This window comes from Zoogloea sp. (assembly GCF_028693495.1).
In the GTDB taxonomy this organism is placed as follows: Bacteria; Pseudomonadota; Gammaproteobacteria; order Burkholderiales; family Rhodocyclaceae; genus Zoogloea.
The window spans coordinates 36,381-60,282 of record NZ_JAQUVG010000007.1 but is presented as its reverse complement, the minus strand read 5'-3'; the positions used below and the strand labels follow the sequence as shown (position 1 = coordinate 60,282).

The window sequence follows — 23,902 nt, the reverse complement described above, 5'->3', positions numbered from 1 at the left end:
GCACCGGCTTGCCGAGCATCTGGCCCAGGCGCACGGCCACGGGGGCGAGGGTGTCGTCGGCGTTCAGCTCGCCTTCGGTGGGGCGACCCAGGTGGGAGGTGACCATGACCGCCGCGCCGCCTTCGAGGGCGAACTTGATGGACGGGATGGAGGCGCGGATGCGGGTGTCTTCGGTGATGTTGCCGGCGTCGTCCTGGGGAACGTTGAGGTCGGCGCGGATGAAGACCTTCTTGCCCTTGACGTCGAGATCGGTGAGTTTCTTGACTTGCATGATGATGTACTTTGAGGCGTCGGAATGAAAAACGCCCCGCACGGGGCGGGGCGTCGAAACAGCGGTATTACTTGGCGTTGACGAAGGCGCGGGCCGCGTCGAGCATGCGGCAGGAGTAGCCCCACTCGTTGTCGTACCAGGCCAGCACCTTGACCAGCACGGAGCCGTCTTCGCCCTTGATGACGCGGGTCTGGGTGGCGTCGAAGGTGGAGGAGACGGTGGTGTGGTTGAAGTCGGAGGACACCAGCGGTTCGGTGTTGACCGCCAGGATGCCCTTGAGCGGGCCGTTGGCCGCGGCGGTCATCAGTTCGTTGATTTCTTCCTTGGTGGTGGCGCGGTCGGCGGTGAAGGTCAGGTCCACCAGGGAGACGTTGATGGTCGGCACGCGCAGGGCGAAACCATCCACCTTGCCGACCAGCTGCGGCAGCACCAGGCCGACGGCCTTGGCGGCGCCGGTCTTGGTGGGGATGATGTTGGCGGCGGCGGCGCGGGCGCGGCGCAGGTCCTTGTGGCGCACGTCCACGGTCACCTGGTCGTTGGTGTAGGCGTGGATGGTGGTCATCAGGCCCTGCTTGATGCCCACGTTGTCGGCCAGGATCTTGGCCACCGGGGCCAGGCAGTTGGTGGTGCAGGAGGCGTTGGAGACGACGGTCATGCCGGCTTTCAGCGCTTCTTCGTTCACACCCATGACGATGGTGGTGTCCACGTCGTCGCCGCCCGGGGCGGAGATCAGCACGCGCCTGGCGCCTTGCTCGAGCAGGGCCTGGGCCTTGGCCTTGGTGGTGTAGGCACCGGTGCATTCCAGCAGCACATCCACGCCGTGGCTGCCCCAGTTGACGCCCTTGGGATCCTTGGTGGAGTAGAAGGGGATCTTCTTGCCGTCGATGATGATGATGTTCTCACCTTCGGTTTCCACCGGGGTGGCGAAGCGGCCATGGGTGGTGTCGTACTTGAGCAGGTGGGCGTTGGTGGCCAGATCGCCGGAGGCGTTGATGGCGACCACTTCAAACTCGTTCTGCAGACCCTGCTCGTAAATGGCACGCAGCGTGCAGCGGCCGATACGACCGAAACCATTGATGGCGACCTTGATGCTCATCGATTCTTCTCCCTAGTCTTAAATACACGAAACCACGATCACGTTGCATTCGGCACCCTGCAGGGTGCCGACCCTGTTGTTGCGTCCGGCGTACCGCCCGCTCAGGCGAGAACCTTCTTCACGGCGGCCACGACGGCGTCGGCGGTGATGCCGAAATACTTGAACAGCTCTCCCGCCGGGGCCGACTCGCCGAAGCGGTCGAGGCCGATCACGGCGCCCTCGAGGCCCACGTACTTGTACCAGCCGTCGGTGACGCCGGCTTCCACTGCCACCCGGGGCAGGCCTGCGGGCAGCACGGCGGCGCGGTAGGCCGCATCCTGGCGATCGAAGACGTTGGTGCTGGGCATCGACACCACGCGCACGGCGATGCCCTCGTCGGCCAGCTGCTGCTGGGCGGCTACGGCCAGGGCGACTTCCGATCCGGTCGCGATGATAACGGCTTGTGCGGCGGCTGGCTGTGCTGCAGTACCGGCTTCGGAAAGGATGTAGCCGCCACGACGGATATCGGCCACCTGCTGGGCGCTGCGAGCCTGGAAGGGCAGGTTCTGGCGGGAGAACGCGAGGGACGACGGCCCTTCGCGACGCTCGATGGAGGCGGCCCAGGCCACGGCGGATTCGGTGGTGTCGCAGGGGCGCCACACGTCCATGTTGGGAATCAGGCGCAGGGAAGCGGTCTGCTCGACGGGCTGGTGGGTCGGGCCATCTTCGCCGAGGCCGATGGAGTCGTGGGTGAACACGAAGATCTGGCGCACCTTCATCAGCGCCGCCATGCGCAGGGCATTGCGGGCGTACTCGCTGAACATCAGGAAGGTGGCGGTGTAGGGGATCAGGCCGCCGTGCAGGGCGATGCCGTTGGCGATGGCCGCCATGCCGAACTCGCGCACGCCGTAGTACACGTAGTTGCCGCCGTTGTTTTTGCTGACGCCCCTGGCGCCGGACCACAGGGTCAGGTTGGAGCCGGCCAGGTCAGCGGAGCCGCCGAGAAGCTCGGGCAGCTTGGGCGCGAAGGCTTCGATGCTGTTCTGGCTGGCCTTGCGGGTGGCGATGGTTTCGCCCTTTGCGGTGACCGTGGCGAGTACGGCGTCCACGTGGGCGGCCCAGTCGGCGGGCAGGTCGCCGGCCATGCGGCGGGTGAACTCGGTGGCGAGTTCAGGGAACTCGGCGGCGTAGGCGGCGAAGCGGGTGTTCCACTCGGCCTCAAAGGCAGCGCCCTTGGTCCGGGCGTCCCAGGCGGCGTAGACGTCGGCGGGGATCTCGAAGGGGGCGTGGGCCCAGCCGATGTAGGCGCGGGCGGCTTCGATCTCGGCATTGCCCAGGGGGGCACCGTGGACGTCGTGGCTGTCCTGCTTGTTGGGGGCGCCGGCGCCGATGATGGTCTTGCAGCAGATCAGCGAGGGCTTGCCGGTTTCGGCCTGGGCCGCCTTGAGAGCGGCCTCGATCGCGACCGGGTCGTGGCCCTGGACGTCGCGGATCACATGCCAGCCATAGGCTTCAAAGCGCTTCGGGGTGTCGTCGGTGAACCAGCCGTCCACGTGGCCGTCAATGGAGATGTTGTTGTCGTCGTAGAAGGCGATCAGCTTGCCCAGACCCCAGGTGCCGGCCAGCGAACAGGCTTCATGGGAGATGCCTTCCATCAGGCAGCCGTCCCCCAGGAACACGTAGGTGTGGTGGTTGACGATCTCGTGACCAGGGCGATTGAAATCGGCGGCCAGCAGCTTTTCGGCCAGGGCCATGCCCACGGCGTTGGTGATGCCCTGACCCAGGGGGCCGGTGGTGGTCTCGACGCCGGGGGTGTAGCCGACTTCCGGGTGGCCAGGGGTCTTGCTGTGGAGCTGGCGGAAGTTCTGGAGGTCGTCGATGGACAGATCGTAGCCGGTGAGGTGCAGCAGGGCGTAGATCAGCATCGAGCCGTGGCCGTTGGACTGCACGAAGCGGTCCCGGTCGGCCCAGTGGGGATTGGCGGGGTTGTGACGCAGATGACGGCGCCACAGCACTTCGGCGATTTCGGCCATGCCCATCGGAGCGCCAGGGTGGCCGGAACTGGCCTTCTGGACGGCGTCCATGGCCAGCGCGCGAATCGCGCCAGTCAGGGGGTTGAAGACGGGCAGCTTGACATTACGCGAAGAAGACATCGAAGGACCTTCGGCCGGGCAAACGGCGCGCAAAGACTGCAATTATCTTTGATTTCCCGGTACTTGGGTAGGCTTTCGGGGTGTTCCCGGCGGCGTGATGGATCCCCCGATGCCGGCGGCAAAACTGCGGCATAATCGGCCCCGTTGCCGGTTCTTACATTTACTTACGGCTTGGTCGATGTCCTCTTTCCCCCGCTTCCTGCCGTGCCTGCTGATCCTGACCACCCTGCTGAGCGCCTGCAGTACGGTCAAATACACGGTGGATGATGGGCGCAAGGTCAATGAGGGGCTGCTCGCCAGCCTGCGCATGCTCGGGCATGGGGAGCGTGCCTTGCGCCCGGCCATTGCCCGTTCGGCGGCCCTGAAGGATCCGGAGTGCAGCCGTCAGTGGGAGCTTCCCTTCAGTGTGGCCACCAGCTACGACTGGCCCGAGGATGACCGGGTGGCCTGGGTGCGGGCGCTGCAGGTGGATGAGCGCTTGACGGTGGTGGCCGCAACCGCCGATTCAGGTCTCACCCCGGGCGACAAGATCGTCGACATCGATGGCTATGCCAAACGTAATTCCACCAAGATGCTGGAGGAGCTGGCCGAGCTGCGGGATGACGGAGACCCTTTCCCCATCAAGACCGCAGCAGGCAAGACGATCGTCATCAAGCCCTTTCAGGTGTGCCGGGGCTATACCCGCCTGGCGCCGCCCCTCACGCCCGGTTACCAGGATTTTCACTGGCTCATGAGCATCCACCCCCTGGAGGTGTTCGTGCCCCAGGTCAGCGCCGACGAAGCCCTGTGGATGGTGCTATGGACCCAGGGCCTCTCCGAGGAGGGCGGGGCGCGGATGAAGACCTTCCATTACAGCAAGGAGATCGTCTCCACCCTGTTCGAGGTGGCCTCCCTGGCGGTGGGGCTCAACGCGGCGGCGGAGGCGGCCAAGGTTGCGGCCAGTCAGGCGGCCCAGGCGGCGGCTGCGGCCGCTGCGAAGCAGGCTGGCGAGGCGGCTGCCAAGCAGGCCTTGCAGGAGGCGGCCCGCAGCCTGGCCGAACAGGCCAGCAGGGATTACCTGCAGAAGGTGGGAGAAGAACTGGGCAAGACCGTGGCGCGCCAGGCGGGCAACGTACTGCGGGATTCCTTCATGGCCCGGGTGGGCCTGTCGGTGTCGAGCCTGTCCTGGGTGGCGACCACGGTCTTCGACAACGCGGATCGCTGGGCTTACGACCGGATGATGCGCCTGGGGGGGGATCCCCTGGCGGGCGCTTCCCTGCACCAGAAGCTGCTGGATCGCGGGCTGGTGCGCAATGCCTTCGTGTTTGACGAGGAGCGCCTGCGGGATTATGCGGAACTGGCCCGCCAGAGCCAGCGGGCCGAGATGCTGACGGCCTTGCTCAGGGGCGCCTCCCTGGAGGTCTTCGCCCTGCAGCTGGGGGAGATGCCCAGCGTCGGTGATGAACTGGCAGCCCTGGAGCTGCGGGCTGAAAGTGATGAAGTGGTGCCGGCCGCTCCCGGGGCGGGCGGATTGATCGATGCAATGTTGAGGATGCCCCTCGAATCGGGATCGGATTGACGTGATGAACAGAATGATTGCCAGAGGGGGGCTGACCCTCGGTCTGATGCTCCTCTCTCCCCTCGCCATCGCCCAGCAGGCGGACGGCGCGCTGATGCCCGAAACGGCGGATGCCGCCACGGCAGCGGGCTGCCCGGTGCTGTTTCAGGAGGCGGAGGGTGTGCTGGAGCGGGGGCTGCAGGCTTCGGCGACGCGGCGCTGGAAGGAGGCGGTGCCCCTCTTGCGGGAGGCCGGCAACAGCCTCCTGAAGATCGCTGCCGGTTGTCCTGAAGTGGCCATCCAGGCCAACCGGCGGGGTGACCGGGCCACGGCAGAGCTCCGTCTGGCCGAGGTGGCCCTGGCCCATCAGACCGAGTGCCTGCCCCGCCTGGACAAGGCTCTGGACCTGGATCTGAAGGTCGCCATGGCCCGCGGTGACAAGGGTGACCCGGTGGAGGTGGAGCGCCTGCTCGGTGAAGCGGAGAGCACCTGGCGCGATGCGGTCAGCCTGTGCCAGCCGCCCCACCGGGAAAAGGCCGAGCGCAGCCTGGCGGCCACCATCAAGGTGCGGGCCGCCAATGCCGAGCTCCTGAGTGCCGGTCCGGCCTGTGATGCGGCCTGGAAGAGCGCCACGGCGCTGGTGGATTTTGCTCGGGGGGCCTGGAAGGACAAGCGCTGGGATGACGCAGCCATGCTGTACGGCAAGGCCGTCATGGCCTGGGAGGGGGCGGCCGACAAGTGCCTGGGTAACCGGCAGCAGCAGGCCCACCGCAAGGCAGAGCAGACCCAGATCGACGCCCATAATGCCGAGTATTGCGGCCCCTTGTGGGATGCGGCCACCGAACAGGCCCAGCGGATCAAGACCCATGGCGCCGGTGTGGCAGCGGCAGAAAAGGATCAGATGTCCATCCGGGCCGAAGTCGCATGGCGGGACGCCGTGAGCGCCTGCCGGGGAACGCCCCAGAATCTGGCCCGCAGCAACGCGGATGCGTTGGCGCGGGAGCGGGGGACCCCCCTGCCGGCACAGGCGATGGCTCAGTTCGGTAGCGGCAAGGCCGTGCCGCCGGCCCCGCAGGGGGGAACTCTGCCGCCCGCCGGCGCCGCCGTACCGGCTGCAGCGCTTGCCGCGGCGGCGGTGTCCGTTCCGGCTTCTTCGGGAGCCTCCCCAGGGGCGGCTGCGGGGGCCGCCAGGTCTGTCGAACAGCGTCCCGCGTCCCGGCCTGCGGTGGCGCCGGCGGTGCAGGCCGAGCCTGCCGTCACGCCCCTGGATACCGTGACGGTGGCCGGGGATGCCACCTATCGGGGAAATTTCTCGGTGGTGTCCGCCAGCGGTGAAGTGAGCGGTACGGGCACCGTCGAGTGGGCCAACGGCGAGCGTTTCGCCGGGACCCTGGTCAAGGGGCTGCGCCAGGGCAAGGGCCGTTTCACCTGGACCAACGGCCAGTGGTATGAAGGCGACTGGGTTGAGGACAAGGCCACGGGCCACGGCACCATCCAGTTTCCCGGCGGCAACCGCTACGATGGCGCCGTGCTGGAGGGGCAGCCCCAGGGCCGCGGCACCCTGGTCTTTGCCACGGGGGAGCGCTATACCGGGGATTTCGTCCGGGGGGTGTTCCACGGCCGGGGAAGCTACTTCTGGAAGAACGGCAACCGTTATGAAGGCGCCTGGGTGCTCGGCAGGAAGCACGGCCAGGGGCGCCTGATCTCGCCCGAGGGTGACGCCTGGGAAGGGGAGTTCAAGGACGACCAGAAGACCGATCAGGGTCGCGAGGTCGAGGTGGTGGCGGGCAAGTAACCGGGCCTGCCGTCGTCACACCCACTGGCGGCGGCGCTCCATCAGTTTCCAGATCAGCGGGGTGAGGATCAGCTGCATGGCCAGGTCGAGCTTGCCGCCGGGCACCACGATGGTGTTGGCGCGGCTCATGAAGCTGTCGTGGATCATCCGCAGCAGATAGGGGAAGTCCACGCCCCGGGGGTCGCGGAAGCGGATGATCACCATCGACTCATCGGCGCTGGGGATGTCCCGGGCGATGAAGGGGTTGGAGGTGTCCACCATGGGCACCCGCTGGAAGTTGATGTGGGTGTGGGAGAACTGGGGAACGATGTAGTGCACGTAGTCGTGCATGCGCCGGAGGATGGTCTCCTGGACGGCCTCCAGGGAATAGCCCCGGGTCCTGGTGTCCCGGTGGATTTTCTGGATCCACTCCAGGTTGGTGATCGGGACGACGCCGATCAGCAGGTCGGCGTGGCGGTAAGTATTGACCTTGTCGGTGATGACGCCCCCATGAAGGCCCTCGTAAAACAGGCAGTCGGTGTCGGCCGGCAGTTCTTCCCAGGGGGTGAAGTCGCCTACCTTGAGCCCCCGGCGGGCGGCCTCCTCGGGCTGGTGCAGATAGTAGCGGCGGGTGCCCTTGCCGGATTCCCCGTAGGTGCGGAAGAGCTGCTCCAGCTCTTCGAGCAGGTTGGCCTCGGGGCCGAAATGGCTGATGCCCCGCTTGCCCTGGCTTTCGGCCTCCAGGATGAGCCTGCGGATCTCCTCACGGGTGTAGCGGTGGAAGCTGTCGCCTTCGATGACGGCGGCGTTCACCTTTTCCCGCCAGAAAATCCCCTCGAAGGTATGTTTCACCGTGGTGGTCCCGGCCCCCGAGGAGCCCGTCACCACGATGATGGGGTGTTTCATGGACATGCGATTTTCCCGAAAGTGAGTAGTTTTGGAACAGGCCACGGGGCCATGGCCTGTTCCAAAAACACTCGACCGGGTCGCAAGCGTTCATCTATCGCACGTTCCGTGCCGGCCTGGGGCCTGCCCGGGTCTTTCAGGAGTGGGCGTGGAGCCAGGTCTTCCACTGTTCAAACAAGGCCGGGGTGGCGGCGGAGATCACCGAGCGCTTGATCGCCGGGCCGGCGGTGAGCGGTGAGCCGCCCAGGGTGCTGTAGACGCCGCCGGCTTCGGCGAGGATCAGCCGTCCCGCAGCGTAGTCCCACAGCATCTGCCCGCCGTGGAGGTAAACGTCCAGCCGGCCGGCCGCCACATAGCACCACTCGAGGGCGCTGGAGCCGAAGTTGCGCTGGGAATAGTAGGGGGGGCGCACGGCCAGTTCATCCCCCAGGTGGTGGCTGATGCGCTTGAAGTCCACCCCGGCCACCGCGTCCTTGAGGCGGGTGGTGGGCTGGCGCAGGGGCAGGGCAACGCCGTTCAGCCAGGCGCCGGCGCCTCGTGCGGCATAGAAGGCTTCATCCGTCACCGGGTTGTATACCACCCCGATTTCGGTTTTATGGTTGACCAGATAGGCCACCGCCACGCCAAAAAACGGGATGCCGTTGGCGAAGTTGGTGGTCCCGTCGATGGGGTCGATGACCCACAGTCCGCTTTTGCCCTCGTGCCAGACGCGCCCCTGCTCTTCGGGGGTCATCTCTTCGCCCAGCACCGGCGCCATGATCAGGCGGGGCAGGCGCTCGACCAGGGCCGCCTGGGAGGCCAGATCCGCTTCAGTGAGCACGCTGCCGTCCGCCTTCTGCTCTCGAACGGCGCTCAGGTAGCGGGGCAGGATGGTTTCCCGGGCCATCTGGCGGACGGTGTCCGCCAGCGCGCAGGCGAGTTCAAGGCGTTGTTCGGTGGTCATCGGGCAGGCCTGGCGAAGGCGCTTCGGGGAGGAACGGAGCACGGTCCGGGAAGGCTCGATGGCCCTGCCGATACAGGAAAGACGGGAAAAGCGGGCATCATCCTGGTTTTCTATCCCTTTCGCGCACGCGGTTTTGCGGATAATAGCATGATGAATCCGCGCTTCTTCTGCCCTGACGGGATCCTCCCGGGATCCGACATGCCCCTGCCGGGTCCGGTCGCCCACCATGCCGAGCGCGTGCTGCGCCTGCGGGTGGGGGACGCTGTCGTGCTGTTCGATGGTCAGGGCGGGGAGTGTGCCGCCACCCTGCTGGCCCTCGGCAAGCAGCCCCTGGCCCGCCTGGGGCCGCGCCTGGCGGTGGAGCGGGAGTCGCCGCTGGCGATCACCCTGGTTCAGGCCCTGGCCAGCGGTGACAAGATGGACTGGATCGTCCAGAAGGCGGTGGAACTTGGCGCGGTGGCCGTGCAGCCGGTGGCAGCGGAGCGCTCGGTGCTCAAGCTGGTGGGGGACCGGGCGGACAAGCGGGTGGCCCACTGGCAGCAGGTCGCCATATCCGCCTGCGAACAATCGGGGCGCAACCGGGTTCCGGTGATTCATGGCATTCTGCCCCTGGCCAGGTATCTGGCCCGGACGACCGGGGAGAGGCGCCTGCTCCTGGCGCCCGGGGCTGCCGGCGCTCTGGCCGGCAAGGCGGCGCCGACTGGGGCGCTGTCCATCCTGATCGGTCCGGAGGGGGGCTGGGCGCCGGCGGAGCTCGCCCTGGCGGAGCAGGCCGGTTGTGAACCCCTCTGCCTCGGGCCGCGGATTTTCCGTACCGAAACCGCAGGCCTTGCCGCGCTGGCGGCCCTGCAGGTCCTGTGGGGTGATTACCTGGGAGAGCGCAATGTTTGAATCCGCCGAGCTGGAGCACAAGCTGTCCAAGTCTGAATATGACGCACTGGAGCCCCAGCTGCGCACGGATCTGTTGAGCGCCCAGTTCGAGCTCCTCGAGAGCAAGGGCTTTGCCACTGTGGTCCTGATCAACGGCATCGACGGGGCAGGGCGGGGGGAAACGGTGAATCTGCTCAACGAGTGGATGGACCCCCGCCATATCGAGGTGCATGCCTTTGATGAGCCCACCGACGAGGAGCGTCAGCGTCCTGCCCTGTGGCGGTTCTGGCGTGCCCTGCCTCCCAAGGGCAAGATCGGGATCCTGTTTGGCAACTGGTATTCCGATCCGATCCTGGGACGGGCATTCGGTCGCATCAAGAAAGCCGAGCTGGATCAGAGACTGTCCGAATTCAACCGTTTCGAGGCGATGCTGGCGGCCGAAGGGGTCCTGCTCATCAAGCTGTGGTTCCACCTGTCCCAGTCCGGCCAGAAGAAACGCCTCAAAGCCTTCGAGGCCAATCCGGACACCCGCTGGCGGGTGCAGGAGGCGGACTGGGAGTTCTACGAGCACTACGACCGCTACCGCGAAGTGGCGGAGCACGTGTTGCGTTGCACCAGCACCGGGGTGGCTCCCTGGGTCATCGTCGATGGCTCCGACCCGCAGTACCGGTCGGTCCATGTGGGACGCACCCTGCTCGATGCCCTGCGGCGCAAGCTGGATTTTCTGGCCAAGGGGTACAAGACCCGGCAGACCGCCGCCCCCCTGTTGCCTCCGGTGGACCAGCGCAACCTGCTCAATGCCCTGGTGCTCAACCAGCCCATGGACAAGAAGGAGTACGACAAGCAGCTGGAGAAGCTGCAGGGTCGTCTGGCCCTGGCCGTGCGCAGCGAGGCGTTTGCCCGGCGCAGCCTGATCCTGGTTTTTGAAGGCATGGATGCCGCGGGCAAGGGGGGGGCGATCCGCCGCATCACCCAGGCCCTCGATACCCGTCAGTACCATGTCATTCCGATTGCCGCCCCCAGCGACGAGGAGCTGGCCCAGCCCTACCTGTGGCGTTTCTGGCGCCGTCTGCCCCGGCGCGGCAAGGTGGCGATCTTCGACCGCTCCTGGTACGGCCGGGTGCTGGTCGAGCGGGTGGAAGGCTTTTGCTCCGAGGCCGACTGGATGCGGGCCTACGCCGAGATCAATGACTTCGAGGACCAACTTGTGTCCGCCGGCGCCGTGGTCCTGAAATTCTGGCTGTCGGTGAGTCCGGAGGAGCAGCTCAGGCGCTTCCAGGACCGGGAGCAGGAAGCCTTCAAGCGCTACAAGATCACCCAGGAAGACTGGCGCAACCGGGAGAAGTGGCCTCTCTACGAACCTGCGGTCTGTGACATGATTGACCGCACCAGCACCGAAAACGCGGTCTGGACCCTCGTCGAGGCCGACAATAAATATTATGCGCGGCTCAAGGTCCTGCGGACCCTCGTGACCCGCCTGGAAGACGCCCTCAAGAAGTGACTTCCGATTTCCCTCCGAATGTGAATGTACAAGGCATCCCAAGACAGTGCTCCGGCCACTCCCGACGTGACGACTCCCAATCCATTTCCCGAAGTGGGCTCCGATCAGCTTTCCCAGCGCTTTGTGGGCTGGGTGAGGGCAGCGGCGCCCTACATTCATGCCTTCCGCGGCAAGACCTTCGTCCTCGGCTTCGGCGGCGAGGTGGCCGCGGGCCAGCTCGCCCAGGCCCTGGCCTGTGACTGCAACCTGCTCGCTGCCCTGGGAATACGCCTGGTGCTGGTGCATGGGGCCCGTCCCCAGATCGAGGCCGAGCTGGCCCGCCGGGGCCTGGAGCCCCGTTACCACAAGGGCCTGCGGGTCACCGATGCGGCCGCCCTGGAATGCGTCAAGGCTGCGATGGCCGTCACCCGCATCGAGGTGGAGGCCCTCCTGTCCCAGGGGCTGCCCAACACGCCGATGGCCGGCAGCTTCATGCGGGTGACCGGGGGGAACTTCGTCACCGCCAAGCCGGTGGGGGTCGTGGACGGGATCGACTACGGCTTTACCGGGGCGGTACGCCGGGTGATTGCCGATGAAATTGCGGCGGATCTGGACCAGCAGAACGTGGTGCTGATGTCTCCCCTGGGGGTGTCACCCGCCGGAGAAATCTTCAACATGAGCATGGAGGCGGTGGCCGAGGCGGTGGCTATTGCCCTCAAGGCCGAAAAGCTGATCTACCTGTGCGATGCCCCGGGACTGCTCGACGCCGGCGGCGCGCTGATCGAGGCCATCACCGCCGATGACGCGGAGGTCAAGCTCAAGGCCGGTGAGGGCATGACCGAGGATCTGGATCTGTACCTGCCCTGTGCCATCCGTGCCGTCCGGCAGGGGGTCGGGCGGGCCCACCTGATCGACCGGGACAAGGACGGGGGCCTGCTGCTGGAGTTCTTCACGCCCCAGGGGGTGGGCACGGTGCTGACCCGGGACCCCCTGTTCCGCCTGCGCGAGGCCACCATCGAAGACGTGGGCGCCCTGTCCAGCGTGATTGCGCCGATGGAGGCCGATGGCACCCTGGTGCGGCGCAGCCGGGAGCGTCTGGAAGAAGAGATCGAGCGTTTCACCGTGGTCGAATACGACGGCGTGCTGGTGGGGTGTGCGGCCCTGTACCCCTTCATCGACGAGCGCGCCGCCGAAATGGCCTGTGTTGCGGTGGTCCCCCAGCACCGCCGCGCCGGCCTCGGGGAGATGCTGCTGGGCCGGATGGAGAGCCGCGCCCGGGCCATGGGGGTCGAGCGCCTGTTCGTGCTCACCACCCGTACCGCGGACTGGTTCCGGGAGCGCGGTTTCCGCGAGGCGCCCCCCGAAGCGCTGCCCCGCCAGAAGCGCGAGATGTACGATGTCAGCCGCCGCTCCAAGGTTTTCATGAAAACCCTTTAAGGATCCCCAGGCCATGAGCTCCACCCCCGTCCGCAGTCTGGATGAACAGCAGGCGCGCTGTTTTCAGCGGGCGGCCGAGCAGGGGCACGCCATCGAGTGCTGGATCAACGGCGCGGGTGGCTTGCTCCGGATCACCCCCTCCGTAGAGCGCCTCACCGGCGTGAGTCCTGCAACGCTGCTGGCCAGCGAGGACTTCATCCAGTCGCTGATCCATGACAAGGACCGGCGCTTCCTGCGGGCGCAGATCCGCAGTTGTCTGGCCGGGGGGGCAGGAGGCGATTTCGAGCTGCGTCTCTGCAAGCCGCCTGCCGATGCCCTGTGGGTGGCCTGCCACCTGCAGCCGGTCCATGCAGAGGACGGCGCGCGGCTCGGGCTGCTGGCGATTTTTCAGGACATCCAGGCCCGCAAGGTGGCCGAATTCGAACTCCTCGAAACGGTGGCGGCGCTGCGACGGGCCCAGGCCCTGTCGGAGCACTACCTGCGCCGCAGTGAAGAGGAGCGCTCGCGGCTGTCCTCGCTCCTGGGGGTGCTGCGCCTGGGCATCCTGTTCATGGATCAGGAGCGGCGGGTGGTGTACTGCAACCCGGCGTTCTACCGCCTGTGGGGCATCTCCGAGGCCGATGCCGGCGTTGGGGTGCGGGATGTCGTGCTCAAGCAGTGGGTCCTGCCCCAGCTGGCAGATCCGGCGGCCTACCTGCAGCATCTGGAAGACGTGCTGGCCCACATGGAGCCCAGCACACCCTACGAGATCCTCCTCGCGGATGGGCGGCTGGTCACCGACATGTCCCGGGTGGTCCCCGGCCCCCACGGGGCGCACCCCATCGGCCGGATGTGGGTTTTCGAGGATGTCACCGAACAGCGCCGGGTGGCTGCCCAGCTGACCTACCTGGCCGAGCGGGATCCCCTCACCAACCTCTACAATCGCCGGCGCTTCCACGAAGAGCTGGAGCGCATGCTGGCGGACGCCCGGCGCCACGGCGACCGGGTTGGGCTGCTGGGCATCGATCTGGACGGATTCAAGCCGGTCAACGACCGTTTTGGCCATCAGGCCGGTGATGAAGTGCTGGTGGGGCTGGCGCGAACGGTCGGGGCGGTGATCCGGCGCAACGAAATGTTCTTTCGCCTGGGAGGCGACGAGTTTGCGATCCTGGTGCCGGCGGCCACCGCCGCTGGGCTGGCGGAACTGGCCCGGCGGGTGTGCCAGTCGATTGCCGGGCAGCACTTCCACTTTGACGGACAGGACACCGGCGTGACGGCCAGCATCGGCATCACCCTGGGCAGCGGGGACCTGTGTTCCGGAGAGCAGCTGATTGCCGCGGCCGACCGGGCCATGTACCAGGCCAAGAGCCAGGGGGGGAACGGCTGGAAGCAGGGGCTGCCCGGGACGGATGGCGTGAACCTGGATCAGTCCGCCCCGGAGGGCTAGAATCACGGGGTTTCAGCGGAGTCGGCCAGGCCGACCCGGATTTCCCCACTCGAGAGGTAACAAATGGCACGCATGGTCAATTGTGTGAAGCTCGGTCGCGAGGCCGAAGGTCTGGATCTACCGCCCCTGCCCGGCGAACTGGGCAAGAAGGTGTACGAGAACGTCTCCAAGGAGGCCTGGCAGCAATGGGTCAAGCACCAGACCATGCTCATCAATGAAAACCGTCTCAACCTGATGGATGCCCGGGCCCGCAAGTATCTGGCCGAGCAGCTGGAGCGTTACTTCTTTGGCGGCGGAGCGGATCAGGTCGCCGGCTACGTACCGCCGGCTGCCTGATCAGGCCCCGCTTGCTGCACCGCTGACGGCCCCGGAAACTTCGGGGCCGTCCTGTTATGGACGCCCTCTTCCAGGGCATACAGCCAGGCCAGCAGCTCGGCTACCGCGATATAGAGTTCCGGCGGAATCCGGGCATCCAGGTCCACCTGCATCAGCAGGGCCACCAGCTCGGGGGACTCGTGCACATACACCCCGGCTTCCTTGGCCTTGGCGATGATGCCGGCGGCAATCAGCCCCCGCCCCTTGGCCACCACGGTCGGCGCCGCGTTGCCCGCCTGATAGGCCAGGGCCACGGCTTCGGAGCGCAGTTCCGCGGGCTGTTCGGGGCTGTTCATGGGACGTCAGCCTTGCGCTCGGCCACCAGGCCGGTCAGGGGCACGTTCGCAGCGGCCAGGGCCTCGGCCAGGCGGGCCTGGCCGGCCTGCAGTGCGGTGCGGGTCTCTTCCTGATCGGTGATCAGGCGCAGGGCCACCCCCGCCGGAGTCAGGTGCAGCCGCGCCTCCACCCCTCCCAGCCGGGGCAGGGTGAGGCGCAGGGTGGTGTTCCAGGTGGATTCAGGATCGTCCGGATGGCTGCCGTCCCCTTCCGGGTCCTCGATCTCCCACTCCATGAACTGGCCTGGCCAGACCTGTCCCTGCCAGGCAATCTGGTGGCTCGCCACGGCGTCCAGCTGCTGATGCACCAGGGGTACCAGCCGCTCCGCCACCGGGCCGCTGGTGTCCGGGCGGATGCCCCCGCCGGCTACCTGCGTAGAAAGGGCGGCTTCCCCCGGTCTCAGGGAAGGAGGCAACGCTGGCAGGGTGCCTGGCGTTGTGGCGGCCGCACCTGCCGCTGGGCTTGCCGGCGTGGCCGCCGCCGGGCTGGCGCCGACGCCCGCGCCCGCCACTGGGGGGCGGGGCAGCGCAGCCTCACGGCCCTGGGGTTCCAGACGCAGGGCGGCGGTATCCAGCTGGCCGGCGAGCCAGCGCGCCTGGTGGGCTTCGTAAAAGAGGCCGCTCTGGGCCACTGCGCTGCTCAAGGCCCCGGCCAGCTGGCTGGCGGGGGCTCCACTTTGCGGGGGGGCCGCCTGCAGCGGCTGACCGCCATTCAGGCGCACGCCTTCGGCGGCGGGTTGGCCGGTCAGCAGGAAGCTGATCAGCTTGCCAGTCTGGCTGAGGGCCGCCTGATTGGCGGCCGGAGGGGGAGGATTGGCCAGGGTGGCCACGATGCCCCGGGGGGTGACCTGGGTAACCACCAGTTCCAGCGTGTCACCGGCCTTGACCGGCTGGTTCATGGAGAGGATCACGTCCTTTCCATTGACCCGTCCCTGGAAGGTCTGATCCTGGTTGGCCCGCTGGATCGTGGCGGTGATCCGCTCGCCCGGGGAGAACTCGGGCAGGTTGGCGCTGATCGCCTTGACCCGGGCGAGGGGTGCGAGATTGGGCTCGGTGCTGAAGAAGCTGGCTTCGGTGAGCATCCGCAGGCGGGTCGCGAGATCTCCGGGGATCATGGTCGCACCGCCCGTCCGGGGCTCAGCTTCCTTCGTTGCTGCTGTAGAGCTTGCGCACCTTGCTTTCCTGGGCGGTGCCGCCAAGCATCTTGCGCACGCTGTCCATCCAGGGCTCGGTATGAACGCGAACCTCCTTGTCGTCATCGAGGATGCGGCGGATCAGGGCAACCTTCTGCTGCTTTTCTTCTTCCGACATCCGCAGGCCGCGTCCGGGCGCTCCCAGGGCGTCTTCCACGCCCATGCGGTCACGCAGGGAAGCCACCTGCCGCTCGAGGCGGGTGAGGCGGTCCCAGTCGTTGGCGCGGGCGGCATCCACCATCTCGGTCGAGTAGGTGCTCATCTGTTCCAGGAGGGCGAGGGAACTCATGAAATGTCTCCGGGGGCGCGTGGTGAATGAGTTAAACCGTGGTGCCAATGGATTCCCAGGCACCTTTTATATCGCGGAGCAGGCCCGCCACCTCTTCGAGGGCCGGGCGGCTGGTGTGGAGGTTGGCGTACAGCAGCCGGTTCGTCATGTAGTCGTAGAGGGCACCCAGACGTTCGGCGAGTTCGCCGCCGGCTTCGTAGTCGAGGCTGAGCTTGAGCCCATCGTTGATGATCTCGATGGCCTTGGAGATCGCCATGCCCTTGCCCGGGATGTCCTTGCTGTCGATGGCCGCCGAGGCGGTGGCGATGCTGAGCAGTGCGCCTTCGAACAGCATCAGGATCAGCTTGTGCGGGTCGGCGTCGGAGACGCCGGTTTCCAGCCCCACTTGGGCGTAGGCGTTGGCGGCGCGCGGGGCAAAGCCAAAAGACATGTTTCTCTCCGGCAGACGGTTAGTTGTTGCTGTTGTAGTTGGTAATGTTGGAGATGCCGACCAGCTGCTGGGTGAGGTAAGAGCTGGTGTTCTGCATGCTGGCGATCGCCGTGTCGAGCGCGGTGAATTGGGCGCGATATTGTTTTTCGATGGCGGTCAGGCGCAGGCTCAATGCGTCGCGCTGCTTGTCGATGAGGGCCACCGAACGGTTGATGCCGTCAATCTTTGCGCTGATCGATCCACTGCTCGAGAGCAGGCTGTCGGTGACGCTCTTGATGCGGCTGCCGTAGGCGCCGGCCAGTTCGGCCACCGCACCGAAATTGGTGTCGATGGCCTTTTGCAGCTTGGCGTTGTCCAGGGACATCACCCCGGCTTTGTCGACGCTGATGCCTATGTCGCTTAGGTTTTTATATGCGGCCCCGCTGAGCGAACTCGGCACGTTGTCCAGTACACCGCGGACCTGGCTCCTGGCGGTCCGCAGCGTCGCATCGCCGTTGAGTGCTCCGGCGCTCTTGGTGGTGGCGTCGTAGTTGCCCAGCGCGGCCATGCTGCTGTTGAGGTCGTTGTAATTCTTGACGAAGGCGGTAAGGGCGCTCTTGAGCGTGCCGGTGTCGCGGGTGAGCGTGATCGTGGTCGGGCTGCCGGTGTTGGTTTTCTGCAGATTGATCGTGAGACCGTCCACCGCGGTGGTCAGCGTGTTGCCGGACGCGCTGACTGCAATCCCGTTGATCTTCGCTGCGGCATCGGTGGCCGTCTGAGTGGTGCTGAACGCGCTTGATGCGGCGATGGCTGCACCACCTGACGGATCGACAAAACTTGCGTTGCCCGACAGGGTGACGGCGTTGGCCGTGCCGGTGTCGGTGGCTGTAAGCAGCAGGTTCTGTTTGTTGTCGGCGCCGGTGACGATCACCGCGGAGACGCCTGCCGCGGCCTTGTTGATGGCGTCGCGCAGGTCGCCGAGGGTGTTCTTGGTGCTGTCCAGCGTGATGTCCACGGAGCTTGCCGACGGACCACTACCTTTGGTCAGGGTGAGGGTGCGGGTGGCGTTACCCCCGAAATCGATCACCGGGTCAGTCGCGCCGTAGGTCGTGCCCAGGGCCTGGCGCTGGGCCGAAGCTAGCGCGGTGACTTCAAGGCTGTAGCTGCCGGCGACCGCAGAACTGCTGGTGGCAACGGTGGCAATGGTGCTGTCGGCAACATTTGCCTGGTAAGTGGAGAACTTTGCCGTTGCCGTCTTGGTGCTCTCGGGGCTGAGTGCCGCCGCGGCAGTTTGCAGGGAGGCCAGCCCGCCCTTCAAGGAGCCCAGCGCTGAAATGCTGGCTTGAAATTTGGCTTCGCGCTTGTTGAGCAGCGTAAGCGGCGCCTGCTCTGCCGCCATGAGCTTTGTCAGGAGCCCCTGCAGGTCGAGCCCGGAGCCGGAGCCTAAGGAGGAGATGCTAGCCATGAGGAACCTCGTTTCGCCACAAACAACCTTTTATGGAAAAGCTTACGGAATTCAAGGCGAGAACTTGAGCCCCACAAGCAGAATTTCCCATTTTCGAGCAAGCGGCATGCCAGTCTTTGCGCCGCCGTGTAGCGACATCCGGATGTCGAGCCGCCGTAGCAGGAACGATCGGTGGATGCGTCAGGCCTGTTGCTTCATCAGCAACCCGGTGAACTTGTCGAGGGCCTTGGCCATCTGCAGCATCTCCTCGGAGGGTATCTGGCGGATAACCTTGTTGGTCTCGGTGTCGACAATCTTGACCACGGTATTGTGGGTGTCCTCGTCAATCGAGAACTGCAAGCTCTGGGCAAGGGGGCGGACAATCTGCTGGACCTGATCGACAGCCTGCTTGACCTGATCGAGAGTGGGCTTCGCCGTCTGCGTGGTGGTGACGCCAGGCGTTTCGCCGGTGGCGCCGAGCGGGGTCGCCGCCGGACTGCGGGCGGCGTTGCCTGCTGCGGTGGCCGTTGCCTGAGGCGGCGGTTGCACGCTGCTTGCGACGTTGCGGATTTCCATGATGCACTCCTCTCGTGCGTGCGGCGCCGGACCTTGAAGGACTCCGGCGCCGCATTCTCATGCCTTTACAGGCCGAGGGTGATTACTTCAGCAGGCTGAGCACGCTCTGCGGCAGCTGGTTGGCCTGGGCCAGCATCGCGGTACCGGCCTGCTGCAGGATCTGGTTGCGGGTCATGTTGGCCGTTTCCGCCGCGAAGTCGGTGTCCTGGATGCGGCTGCGGGATGCCGACAGGTTCTCGGACGTGGTGCTCAGGTTCGCGATCGTGGTCGTGAAGCGGTTCTGCATCGCACCCAGGTTGGCGCGGGCGTTGTCGATGTTGGCGAGGGCCGAGTCGATCACCGCGATTGCGTCATTTGCGCCTTGGGGGGTGTTGCCGGACATCTTCGTGAGGTCGATCGACCCAACGGCGTTCAGCGTGCTCGCGTTGGCGGTCGTCGCGGCGAACAGCCCGGAGTTGGCAACGCTGGTGCTGACCGTGAAGTTGGACGGGCCGCTGAAGCTGACGGACGCGCCTACCGTTGCCGCATTGCCGGCGTTGCCGGTGCCCGCGAGTGTTTGGGTCGTACCCGCAGTGCCGTCGGATTTGAGGCCCGTGACCGTCAAGGCCGTGGAGGCCGTGTTGTTCATGACGCCGATGTCGTAGCCCTGGGACTGGGTGAGTTCGATGGTACCAGCCGTCTTGCCTGCGACCGCCGCAATGCCGGTGGAGCCGGTTTGAGTGTTGATCGCGCTGATCAGGCCGGACAGATCGGTAGCGTTGGCGAGCGTCGCGTTGATCGTGACGGGGTTGGCTGCACCTGCCGAGGTGGGCGCGCCTTGAAGCGTCAGACTGACGTTGCCAGCCGCAAAACCACCAAGAGTTGCGCTGGTGCTGGCCGTGGCGGTCACTCCGGTGCTACCCGCTGCGGCGTTTATCGCTGCTGCGACATCATGGCCCGACGACCCGACAGTAAGTGTCGTGTTGGGGATGGTCGAAGAGCTGCCGTTACCTTGGATGGTGATGGCCTGCGCCAGGAAGGTGTTGGCTTCAATCGTATCCGCGGTCGCAGATTTATGTGCTTCGGACAGAAGTGTCGCTGCGGCATCGGTGGTGGCGACCTTGTTGTTGCCGATAGCCGTTGCCGCGGCGCTGCCGATCGAGAAATTGATCGTCTGGTTGGCGTTGGCGCCGACCTGGAACTGGGCGTTGTTGAGCGAGCCGTCCAGGATGTTCTGGCCGTTGAACTGGGTCGTGCTGGCGACGCGGTTGAGCTCCTGTTGCAGCTGGCCCACTTCGGCCTGCAGCGAGGCGCGGTCGGAGGCGGAGTTGGTGCCGTTGGCGGACTGCACGGCCAGGGTGCGCATGCGTTGCAGGATGTCGGTGGCGGTGCCGAGGCCACCTTCGGCGGTCTGGGCCAGGGAGATGCCATCGTTGGCGTTGCGGGCAGCCTGGTTGAGGCCGTTGATCTGGGCGGTCATGCGGTCGCTGATCGCCAGGCCGGCCGCGTCGTCCTTGGCGCTGTTGATGCGCAGGCCGGAGGACAGGCGTTGCAGCGAATTTGCCAGCCCGGTTTGCGACGAAGTGAGGTTGCGTTGCGCGTTGAGCGAAGCGACGTTGGTGTTGATGCCCATTGCCATGATGGTTCTCCTTAATTCCGTTCAAGATAAGCGTTTCAGCTTAACTTTGGTTCGCCTTGCCCGGTGTGAGTAAGGCAACCGCCGTTGAGACCATTAACGGAACCGCCCGAATCAACTTTAGAAAAAATATTGACATTTTGTAAGAATGTCGCCTACCCAAATCGAGGCCGGATTACCGCTTGGCTTTTGATAGCGGCGTAAAAAAACAAAGCTTTAGCTGCAGCAATCACGCTATTGGTCAGGATCTGTTGCGGGCTACCGACAGGCTTGCAGGGCGGGGGCACGAGGGGCTGCAGGGTTGGCGGGCGGTATATCCGCTGCTCATGTGGCTTTGATGCATGCGGCCATCGTGAAGACGGTGCCGAAGGGGCCGCTTGTCTGGGGGAGGTGGCTGCTATGCCACCCCTGTACACCGTGCTGCGCCTGATCGCCCAGTGCTGCGGTTTTCTGGCTTGCCGACACGATAGCGAGTCAGGAGCCAACCCATCCGCCGGGTCTCCAGGAGGTCGCCGTCTTCGCCGAAGACACCCGCTATGCGCGGCGGTTCGGGGAGAGGTGAGATGTGTGGAGCGGGATGGCCGCAAGGGGCTCAGCGCAGGTCAGCCCGAAAGCCCGGAGGCGTGATACCACAGGCGAGGTAGTCCCGGTCCGCCATGACGGGCTTGAACTCGCATGTGGGGCCCGTTGAGGCTGTACTGCCGGTGAGGCGGGCAAAGCTTGGATCGGCCGGGCGTGGGGCGCGATTCGGTGGCGGCGAGGCCGGCTCTGCGGAGGGCTGGCCGGGATGGGGCTGGAGGGCGACGGGGTTTGGGCCGGCTTCATCCAAGGGGGTGCTGGCACCGTTGCGGGCGGCCCGTTCGGCGCGGCGGCGTTCCAGGATTTCGGCTTCCCGGTGGCGTTGTTCATCCAGGTAACGGGCGCGCAGGGCGACGCGTGCGGCGTCGCCCATCAGGTCGCTGCTGCCGTAACGAGGTTCGCTCACGGCCCGGCTGTAAGTGGCCGAGGGGGCGAGGTGACTTTGTGGGGTATTTACCGTTGCATGGGGCGTCGAGACGCTACGCTGCATGCCCACAGTACGGCCACCGCCAAAGCGACGAGCGTCGGCGGGGCTGCTGGTCATGAGGGCGATGGCGGCAAGGAACAGGGCAGGGCGAATGATCCTTGTTGGGTGGGCTGGGCGCATGATGTGTGGCTGCCCGGTGCCAACGCTGCAGCATGCCGGGCGGAAAATATGAGGAATCCGAGTCTAGTGGAAGCGGCCGTTGAATGCCAAGCCGATGCCTTGCGCTCAGTCTGCCAGCAGAACTGCGCCGAGTTCTGCTGGCGAGGCCGCAGCCCGCCAGTGTCCGGCCATGGCCGCCGCTTCGATGCTCCCATACCCCCACGTCGCCGCAATAAAGGGCAGCCCGTTGGCGTCGGCCGATTCGCCGTCCTCGCTGCGGTCGCCGATGTAGATGGAGGCGTCCTGCGGCAGCGCGTGGTCGGCCAGCAGGCGGGCGATCATGGCTGCCTTGTGGGGCAGGCGGGGGGCGAACAGGTCAAGGGCGTAGACATGATCGAAGCAGGGGCTCCAGCCCAGGTGCTCGAGGATCAGGCGGGTGGGGTGGATGCGCTTGTTGGTGGCGATCGAAAGCTGCAGGCCGGCGCTTTTGAGGGCCTCGAGCATTTCAGCGACGCCGGCGTAGGCGGCGGTCTGGGTGTAGCCTTCGCGGTCGTAGCTGGCCTTGAAGCCCTCGGCGAGGCGCCCGATGAGGGCCTGGTCGTGGCTGCCGGTGAGCAGCTGCAGGGTTTCGGTGAGGGGCGGGCCGACGATGCTCTCGTCGATGGGGCGTGCCGGTGCCACGCCGCAGCGGGCGAAGGCTTCGCGGTAGCTGGCCAGGATGGCGGGGGCGGAGTCGATCAGGGTGCCGTCCAGGTCGAAGAGGATGTGGCTGTAGCGGGGCATGGGGGCAGGATCACGAACACGAATGGTCGTGATTATGCCCCGCTCGGTTATATTTGCGCGCCTCTCAAGCGAACGGTGATGCCATGGAAAGCCCTGTCCCGAATTCCCCCGATGATGCCCGCCGCTTTGGCGGCATTGCCCGTCTGTACGGTGCGGCCGGCCGGGCCCGGCTGGCGCAGGCCCATGTCTGCGTGGTGGGCATTGGCGGGGTGGGGGCGTGGGCGGCCGAGGCCCTGGCCCGCAGCGGGGTGGGGCGCCTGACGCTGATCGACCTGGATCATGTGGCCGAGTCCAACATCAACCGCCAGATCCACGCCGCCGACGCGACCCTCGGCCAGGCCAAGGTGGAGGCCATGCGCGAGCGCATCGCCGGCTACAGCCCGGGCTGCGTGGTGACGGTGGTGGACGATTTTGTGACCGTGGATAACGCCGCCCGGCTGCTGGGCGGAGGCTTTGACTACGTGATCGATGCGATCGATGCGGTGCGCGTCAAGGTGGCGATGATCGCCGTGTGCCACGGGCTGGAGGTGCCGGTGGTGACCTGTGGTGCGGCGGGCGGGCAGATCGACCCGACCCGGATCCAGGTGGCGGATCTGGCGCGGACGATCCAGGATCCGCTGCTGGCCAAGGTGCGTGGCCAGCTGCGCAAGAGCCACGCGTTTCCCCGCGATCCGAAGAAGAAGTTCGGCGTGGAGGCAGTCTTCTCCAGCGAGCCCCTGCGCTATCCGGCGCCGGAGGGCGCCTGCGAGGCGGGCGCCGGGGGGCCGGCGGGTCTCAACTGCGCGGGGTTCGGGTCGGTGGTGACGGTGACGGCTTGCGTGGGGCTGTTTGCCGCAGCGCGGGTGCTCAATGGGCTGTCTGCGGGGCCCGCGCCGGACCCTGTGTCAGGGGCGTGAGGCGGGTGGGCGCGGGGGGGCGATGAACAGCGCCGGGTCCACCGCGGCGCCGTTGAGATAGACGCTCCAGTGCAGGTGGGGTCCGGTCGTGCGGCCGGTGTTGCCGACCCGGCCGATCTGCTCGCCCCGGCGCACGTCCTGGCCCACCTCTACGGTGCTGGCGTCCAGGTGGCAGACCATGCTGACCAGCCCCTGGCCGTGATCCACGAAAACGGTTTTGCCGTTGAAGTAGAACTCTTCCACCAGGCTCACGATGCCGTCGGCGGGGGCCCGCACGGGGGCGCCGATGGGCGCGGCCACGTCCAGCCCGGTGTGGGGGGCGCGGGGTTCGCCGTTGAAGATCCGGCGCAGCCCGAAACGGCTGGACAGGCGGCCGCTGGCGGGCAGCTCGAGATCGGTCCGGGGAACGGCCATGTCGCGGAAGCGGCTGCGCACGGCGATCTGGACCTCCCGTTCGGCCTGGATGCGGCTGAGCATGTCCGGGTCGGGGGTGACCATTTTCGGGTTTTTCACGGTCAGGTGCTGTTCCGGATAGGCCTTGGGAAGGACGGCAAAGCTGAGCTGCCGGGCCGCGCTGCCGCTGCCGATCTGCAGGCTCTGTTCGCCCGCCGGGGTGTCGAGGGACAGGCCCACCAGGGCCCGCCAGCCTTCCGGGCCGTGCTCCAGGAGGACCGGTCGGCCGTCGAAACGCACTTCGGGGCGGGGGGCTTCGGCAGGGGCCACGAGGAGGGCGGCGACTCCCCCGGGCACGGGCTGGGGCCGGACCTGGGCCAGGAGCGTGGCGGGCAGCAGGGCGAGGAGGAGGGCGGACAGAATCCGGCGGACTGGGCGAACCATTCCGGGTTTTGGGGGGACTATGGCTTGCATTGGGCGCGAGGTGGGGGGAGGGTGCGCGGTTTTGCCCTTACCCTCCGGTTCAAGAGCCTGCAAGATTACTCCAAACCCGGCCG

General features: G+C 66.5%; 23 protein-coding genes. 8 read left to right on the top strand and 15 right to left on the bottom strand.

Annotated features, from left to right (window positions below; all coding sequences use genetic code 11):
• The 3 genes from pgk to tkt form a co-directional block, all read right to left on the bottom strand.
• Positions 1-271: phosphoglycerate kinase (gene pgk, locus PHD22_RS02570; protein WP_299861840.1), on the bottom strand; the 271-nt coding region annotated here is incomplete at its 3' end.
• Positions 272-338: 67 nt separating this feature from the next.
• Positions 339-1,367, bottom strand: a complete 1,029-nt coding sequence (gap, locus tag PHD22_RS02565) for a type I glyceraldehyde-3-phosphate dehydrogenase (RefSeq protein ID WP_299861838.1) — start codon at positions 1,365-1,367, stop codon at positions 339-341.
• Positions 1,368-1,468: 101 nt separating this feature from the next.
• Positions 1,469-3,499: a transketolase gene (gene tkt, locus PHD22_RS02560; RefSeq protein WP_299861836.1), complete on the bottom strand. Its 2,031-nt coding sequence runs from the start codon at positions 3,497-3,499 to the stop codon at positions 1,469-1,471.
• Between the two features lie 178 nt (positions 3,500-3,677).
• Here tkt and PHD22_RS02555 point away from each other — a divergent pair, with 178 nt between their 5' ends.
• Both PHD22_RS02555 and PHD22_RS02550 read left to right on the top strand, forming a co-directional pair.
• On the top strand, positions 3,678-5,057 hold the full coding sequence (locus tag PHD22_RS02555) for a hypothetical protein (RefSeq protein ID WP_299861834.1): 1,380 nt from the start codon (positions 3,678-3,680) through the stop codon (positions 5,055-5,057).
• 4 nt (positions 5,058-5,061) lie between these two features.
• Positions 5,062-6,831 (top strand): hypothetical protein, encoded by a 1,770-nt coding sequence (locus PHD22_RS02550; RefSeq protein ID WP_299861832.1) that lies wholly within the window; start codon positions 5,062-5,064, stop codon positions 6,829-6,831.
• A 15-nt stretch (positions 6,832-6,846) separates the two neighbouring features.
• On the opposite strand, the gene PHD22_RS02545 is transcribed toward PHD22_RS02550, so the two are convergent.
• A complete protein-coding gene (locus PHD22_RS02545) occupies positions 6,847-7,722 on the bottom strand; it encodes a phosphoribulokinase (RefSeq protein ID WP_299861830.1) in 876 nt (291 codons plus the stop codon).
• A gap of 130 nt (positions 7,723-7,852) precedes the next feature.
• The gene (locus tag PHD22_RS02540) at positions 7,853-8,659 is read right to left on the bottom strand and encodes an inositol monophosphatase (RefSeq protein ID WP_299861847.1); all 807 of its coding nucleotides are present in this window, start codon (positions 8,657-8,659) and stop codon (positions 7,853-7,855) included.
• 150 nt (positions 8,660-8,809) lie between these two features.
• On the opposite strand from PHD22_RS02540, the gene PHD22_RS02535 reads away from it, so the two are divergent.
• The 5 genes from PHD22_RS02535 (at position 8,810) to PHD22_RS02515 (ending at position 14,208) form a co-directional block, all read left to right on the top strand.
• Positions 8,810-9,550 carry a 16S rRNA (uracil(1498)-N(3))-methyltransferase gene (locus tag PHD22_RS02535; protein ID WP_299861844.1) on the top strand — a complete coding sequence of 247 codons (741 nt, stop codon included), beginning with the start codon at positions 8,810-8,812 and terminating at the stop codon, positions 9,548-9,550.
• On the top strand, positions 9,543-11,030 hold the full coding sequence (gene pap, locus PHD22_RS02530) for a polyphosphate:AMP phosphotransferase (protein WP_299861828.1): 1,488 nt from the start codon (positions 9,543-9,545) through the stop codon (positions 11,028-11,030). The genes PHD22_RS02535 and pap overlap by 8 nt, the downstream gene beginning before the upstream one ends.
• Before the next feature lie 24 nt (positions 11,031-11,054).
• Positions 11,055-12,446 carry an amino-acid N-acetyltransferase gene (gene argA, locus PHD22_RS02525; RefSeq protein WP_299861826.1) on the top strand — a complete coding sequence of 464 codons (1,392 nt, stop codon included), beginning with the start codon at positions 11,055-11,057 and terminating at the stop codon, positions 12,444-12,446.
• Positions 12,447-12,459: 13 nt separating this feature from the next.
• Complete coding sequence (locus PHD22_RS02520) at positions 12,460-13,872, top strand: sensor domain-containing diguanylate cyclase (protein ID WP_299861824.1); 1,413 nt, start codon at positions 12,460-12,462, stop codon at positions 13,870-13,872.
• 63 nt (positions 13,873-13,935) lie between these two features.
• Positions 13,936-14,208 (top strand): oxidative damage protection protein, encoded by a 273-nt coding sequence (locus PHD22_RS02515; protein ID WP_299861822.1) that lies wholly within the window; start codon positions 13,936-13,938, stop codon positions 14,206-14,208.
• Here the strand turns inward: PHD22_RS02515 and PHD22_RS02510 are convergent.
• The 9 genes from PHD22_RS02510 to PHD22_RS02470 all read right to left on the bottom strand — a co-directional run bounded on the left by PHD22_RS02510 (position 14,187) and on the right by PHD22_RS02470 (position 22,056).
• Entirely contained in the window at positions 14,187-14,543 is a 357-nt protein-coding gene (locus tag PHD22_RS02510) for an EscU/YscU/HrcU family type III secretion system export apparatus switch protein (RefSeq protein WP_299861820.1), read from the bottom strand. The genes PHD22_RS02515 and PHD22_RS02510 overlap by 22 nt on opposite strands.
• On the bottom strand, positions 14,540-15,697 hold the full coding sequence (locus PHD22_RS02505; protein ID WP_299861818.1) for a flagellar hook-length control protein FliK: 1,158 nt from the start codon (positions 15,695-15,697) through the stop codon (positions 14,540-14,542). The genes PHD22_RS02510 and PHD22_RS02505 overlap by 4 nt, the downstream gene beginning before the upstream one ends.
• A gap of 22 nt (positions 15,698-15,719) precedes the next feature.
• Positions 15,720-16,064 (bottom strand): flagellar protein FliT, encoded by a 345-nt coding sequence (locus PHD22_RS02500; protein ID WP_299861816.1) that lies wholly within the window; start codon positions 16,062-16,064, stop codon positions 15,720-15,722.
• Positions 16,065-16,095: 31 nt separating this feature from the next.
• A complete protein-coding gene (fliS, locus tag PHD22_RS02495; protein ID WP_299861814.1) occupies positions 16,096-16,494 on the bottom strand; it encodes a flagellar export chaperone FliS in 399 nt (132 codons plus the stop codon).
• Between the two features lie 19 nt (positions 16,495-16,513).
• Positions 16,514-17,938 (bottom strand): flagellar filament capping protein FliD, encoded by a 1,425-nt coding sequence (gene fliD / locus PHD22_RS02490; RefSeq protein ID WP_299861812.1) that lies wholly within the window; start codon positions 17,936-17,938, stop codon positions 16,514-16,516.
• Positions 17,939-18,118: 180 nt separating this feature from the next.
• Complete coding sequence (locus tag PHD22_RS02485) at positions 18,119-18,493, bottom strand: flagellar protein FlaG (RefSeq protein WP_299861810.1); 375 nt, start codon at positions 18,491-18,493, stop codon at positions 18,119-18,121.
• Positions 18,494-18,575: 82 nt separating this feature from the next.
• A complete protein-coding gene (locus PHD22_RS02480) occupies positions 18,576-20,111 on the bottom strand; it encodes a flagellin (protein WP_299861807.1) in 1,536 nt (511 codons plus the stop codon).
• 589 nt (positions 20,112-20,700) lie between these two features.
• On the bottom strand, positions 20,701-21,294 hold the full coding sequence (locus PHD22_RS02475) for a hypothetical protein (protein WP_299861805.1): 594 nt from the start codon (positions 21,292-21,294) through the stop codon (positions 20,701-20,703).
• A 105-nt stretch (positions 21,295-21,399) separates the two neighbouring features.
• Complete coding sequence (locus tag PHD22_RS02470) at positions 21,400-22,056, bottom strand: HAD hydrolase-like protein (RefSeq protein WP_299861803.1); 657 nt, start codon at positions 22,054-22,056, stop codon at positions 21,400-21,402.
• Positions 22,057-22,139: 83 nt separating this feature from the next.
• Between PHD22_RS02470 and tcdA the strand changes: the two genes are divergently transcribed.
• Positions 22,140-22,952 carry a tRNA cyclic N6-threonylcarbamoyladenosine(37) synthase TcdA gene (gene tcdA / locus PHD22_RS02465; RefSeq protein ID WP_299861801.1) on the top strand — a complete coding sequence of 271 codons (813 nt, stop codon included), beginning with the start codon at positions 22,140-22,142 and terminating at the stop codon, positions 22,950-22,952.
• Here tcdA and PHD22_RS02460 read toward each other — a convergent pair.
• Entirely contained in the window at positions 22,941-23,789 is an 849-nt protein-coding gene (locus PHD22_RS02460) for a peptidoglycan DD-metalloendopeptidase family protein (RefSeq protein ID WP_299861799.1), read from the bottom strand. The two genes, tcdA and PHD22_RS02460, sit on opposite strands and share 12 nt — an antisense overlap.
• Positions 23,790-23,902 lie beyond the last annotated feature (113 nt).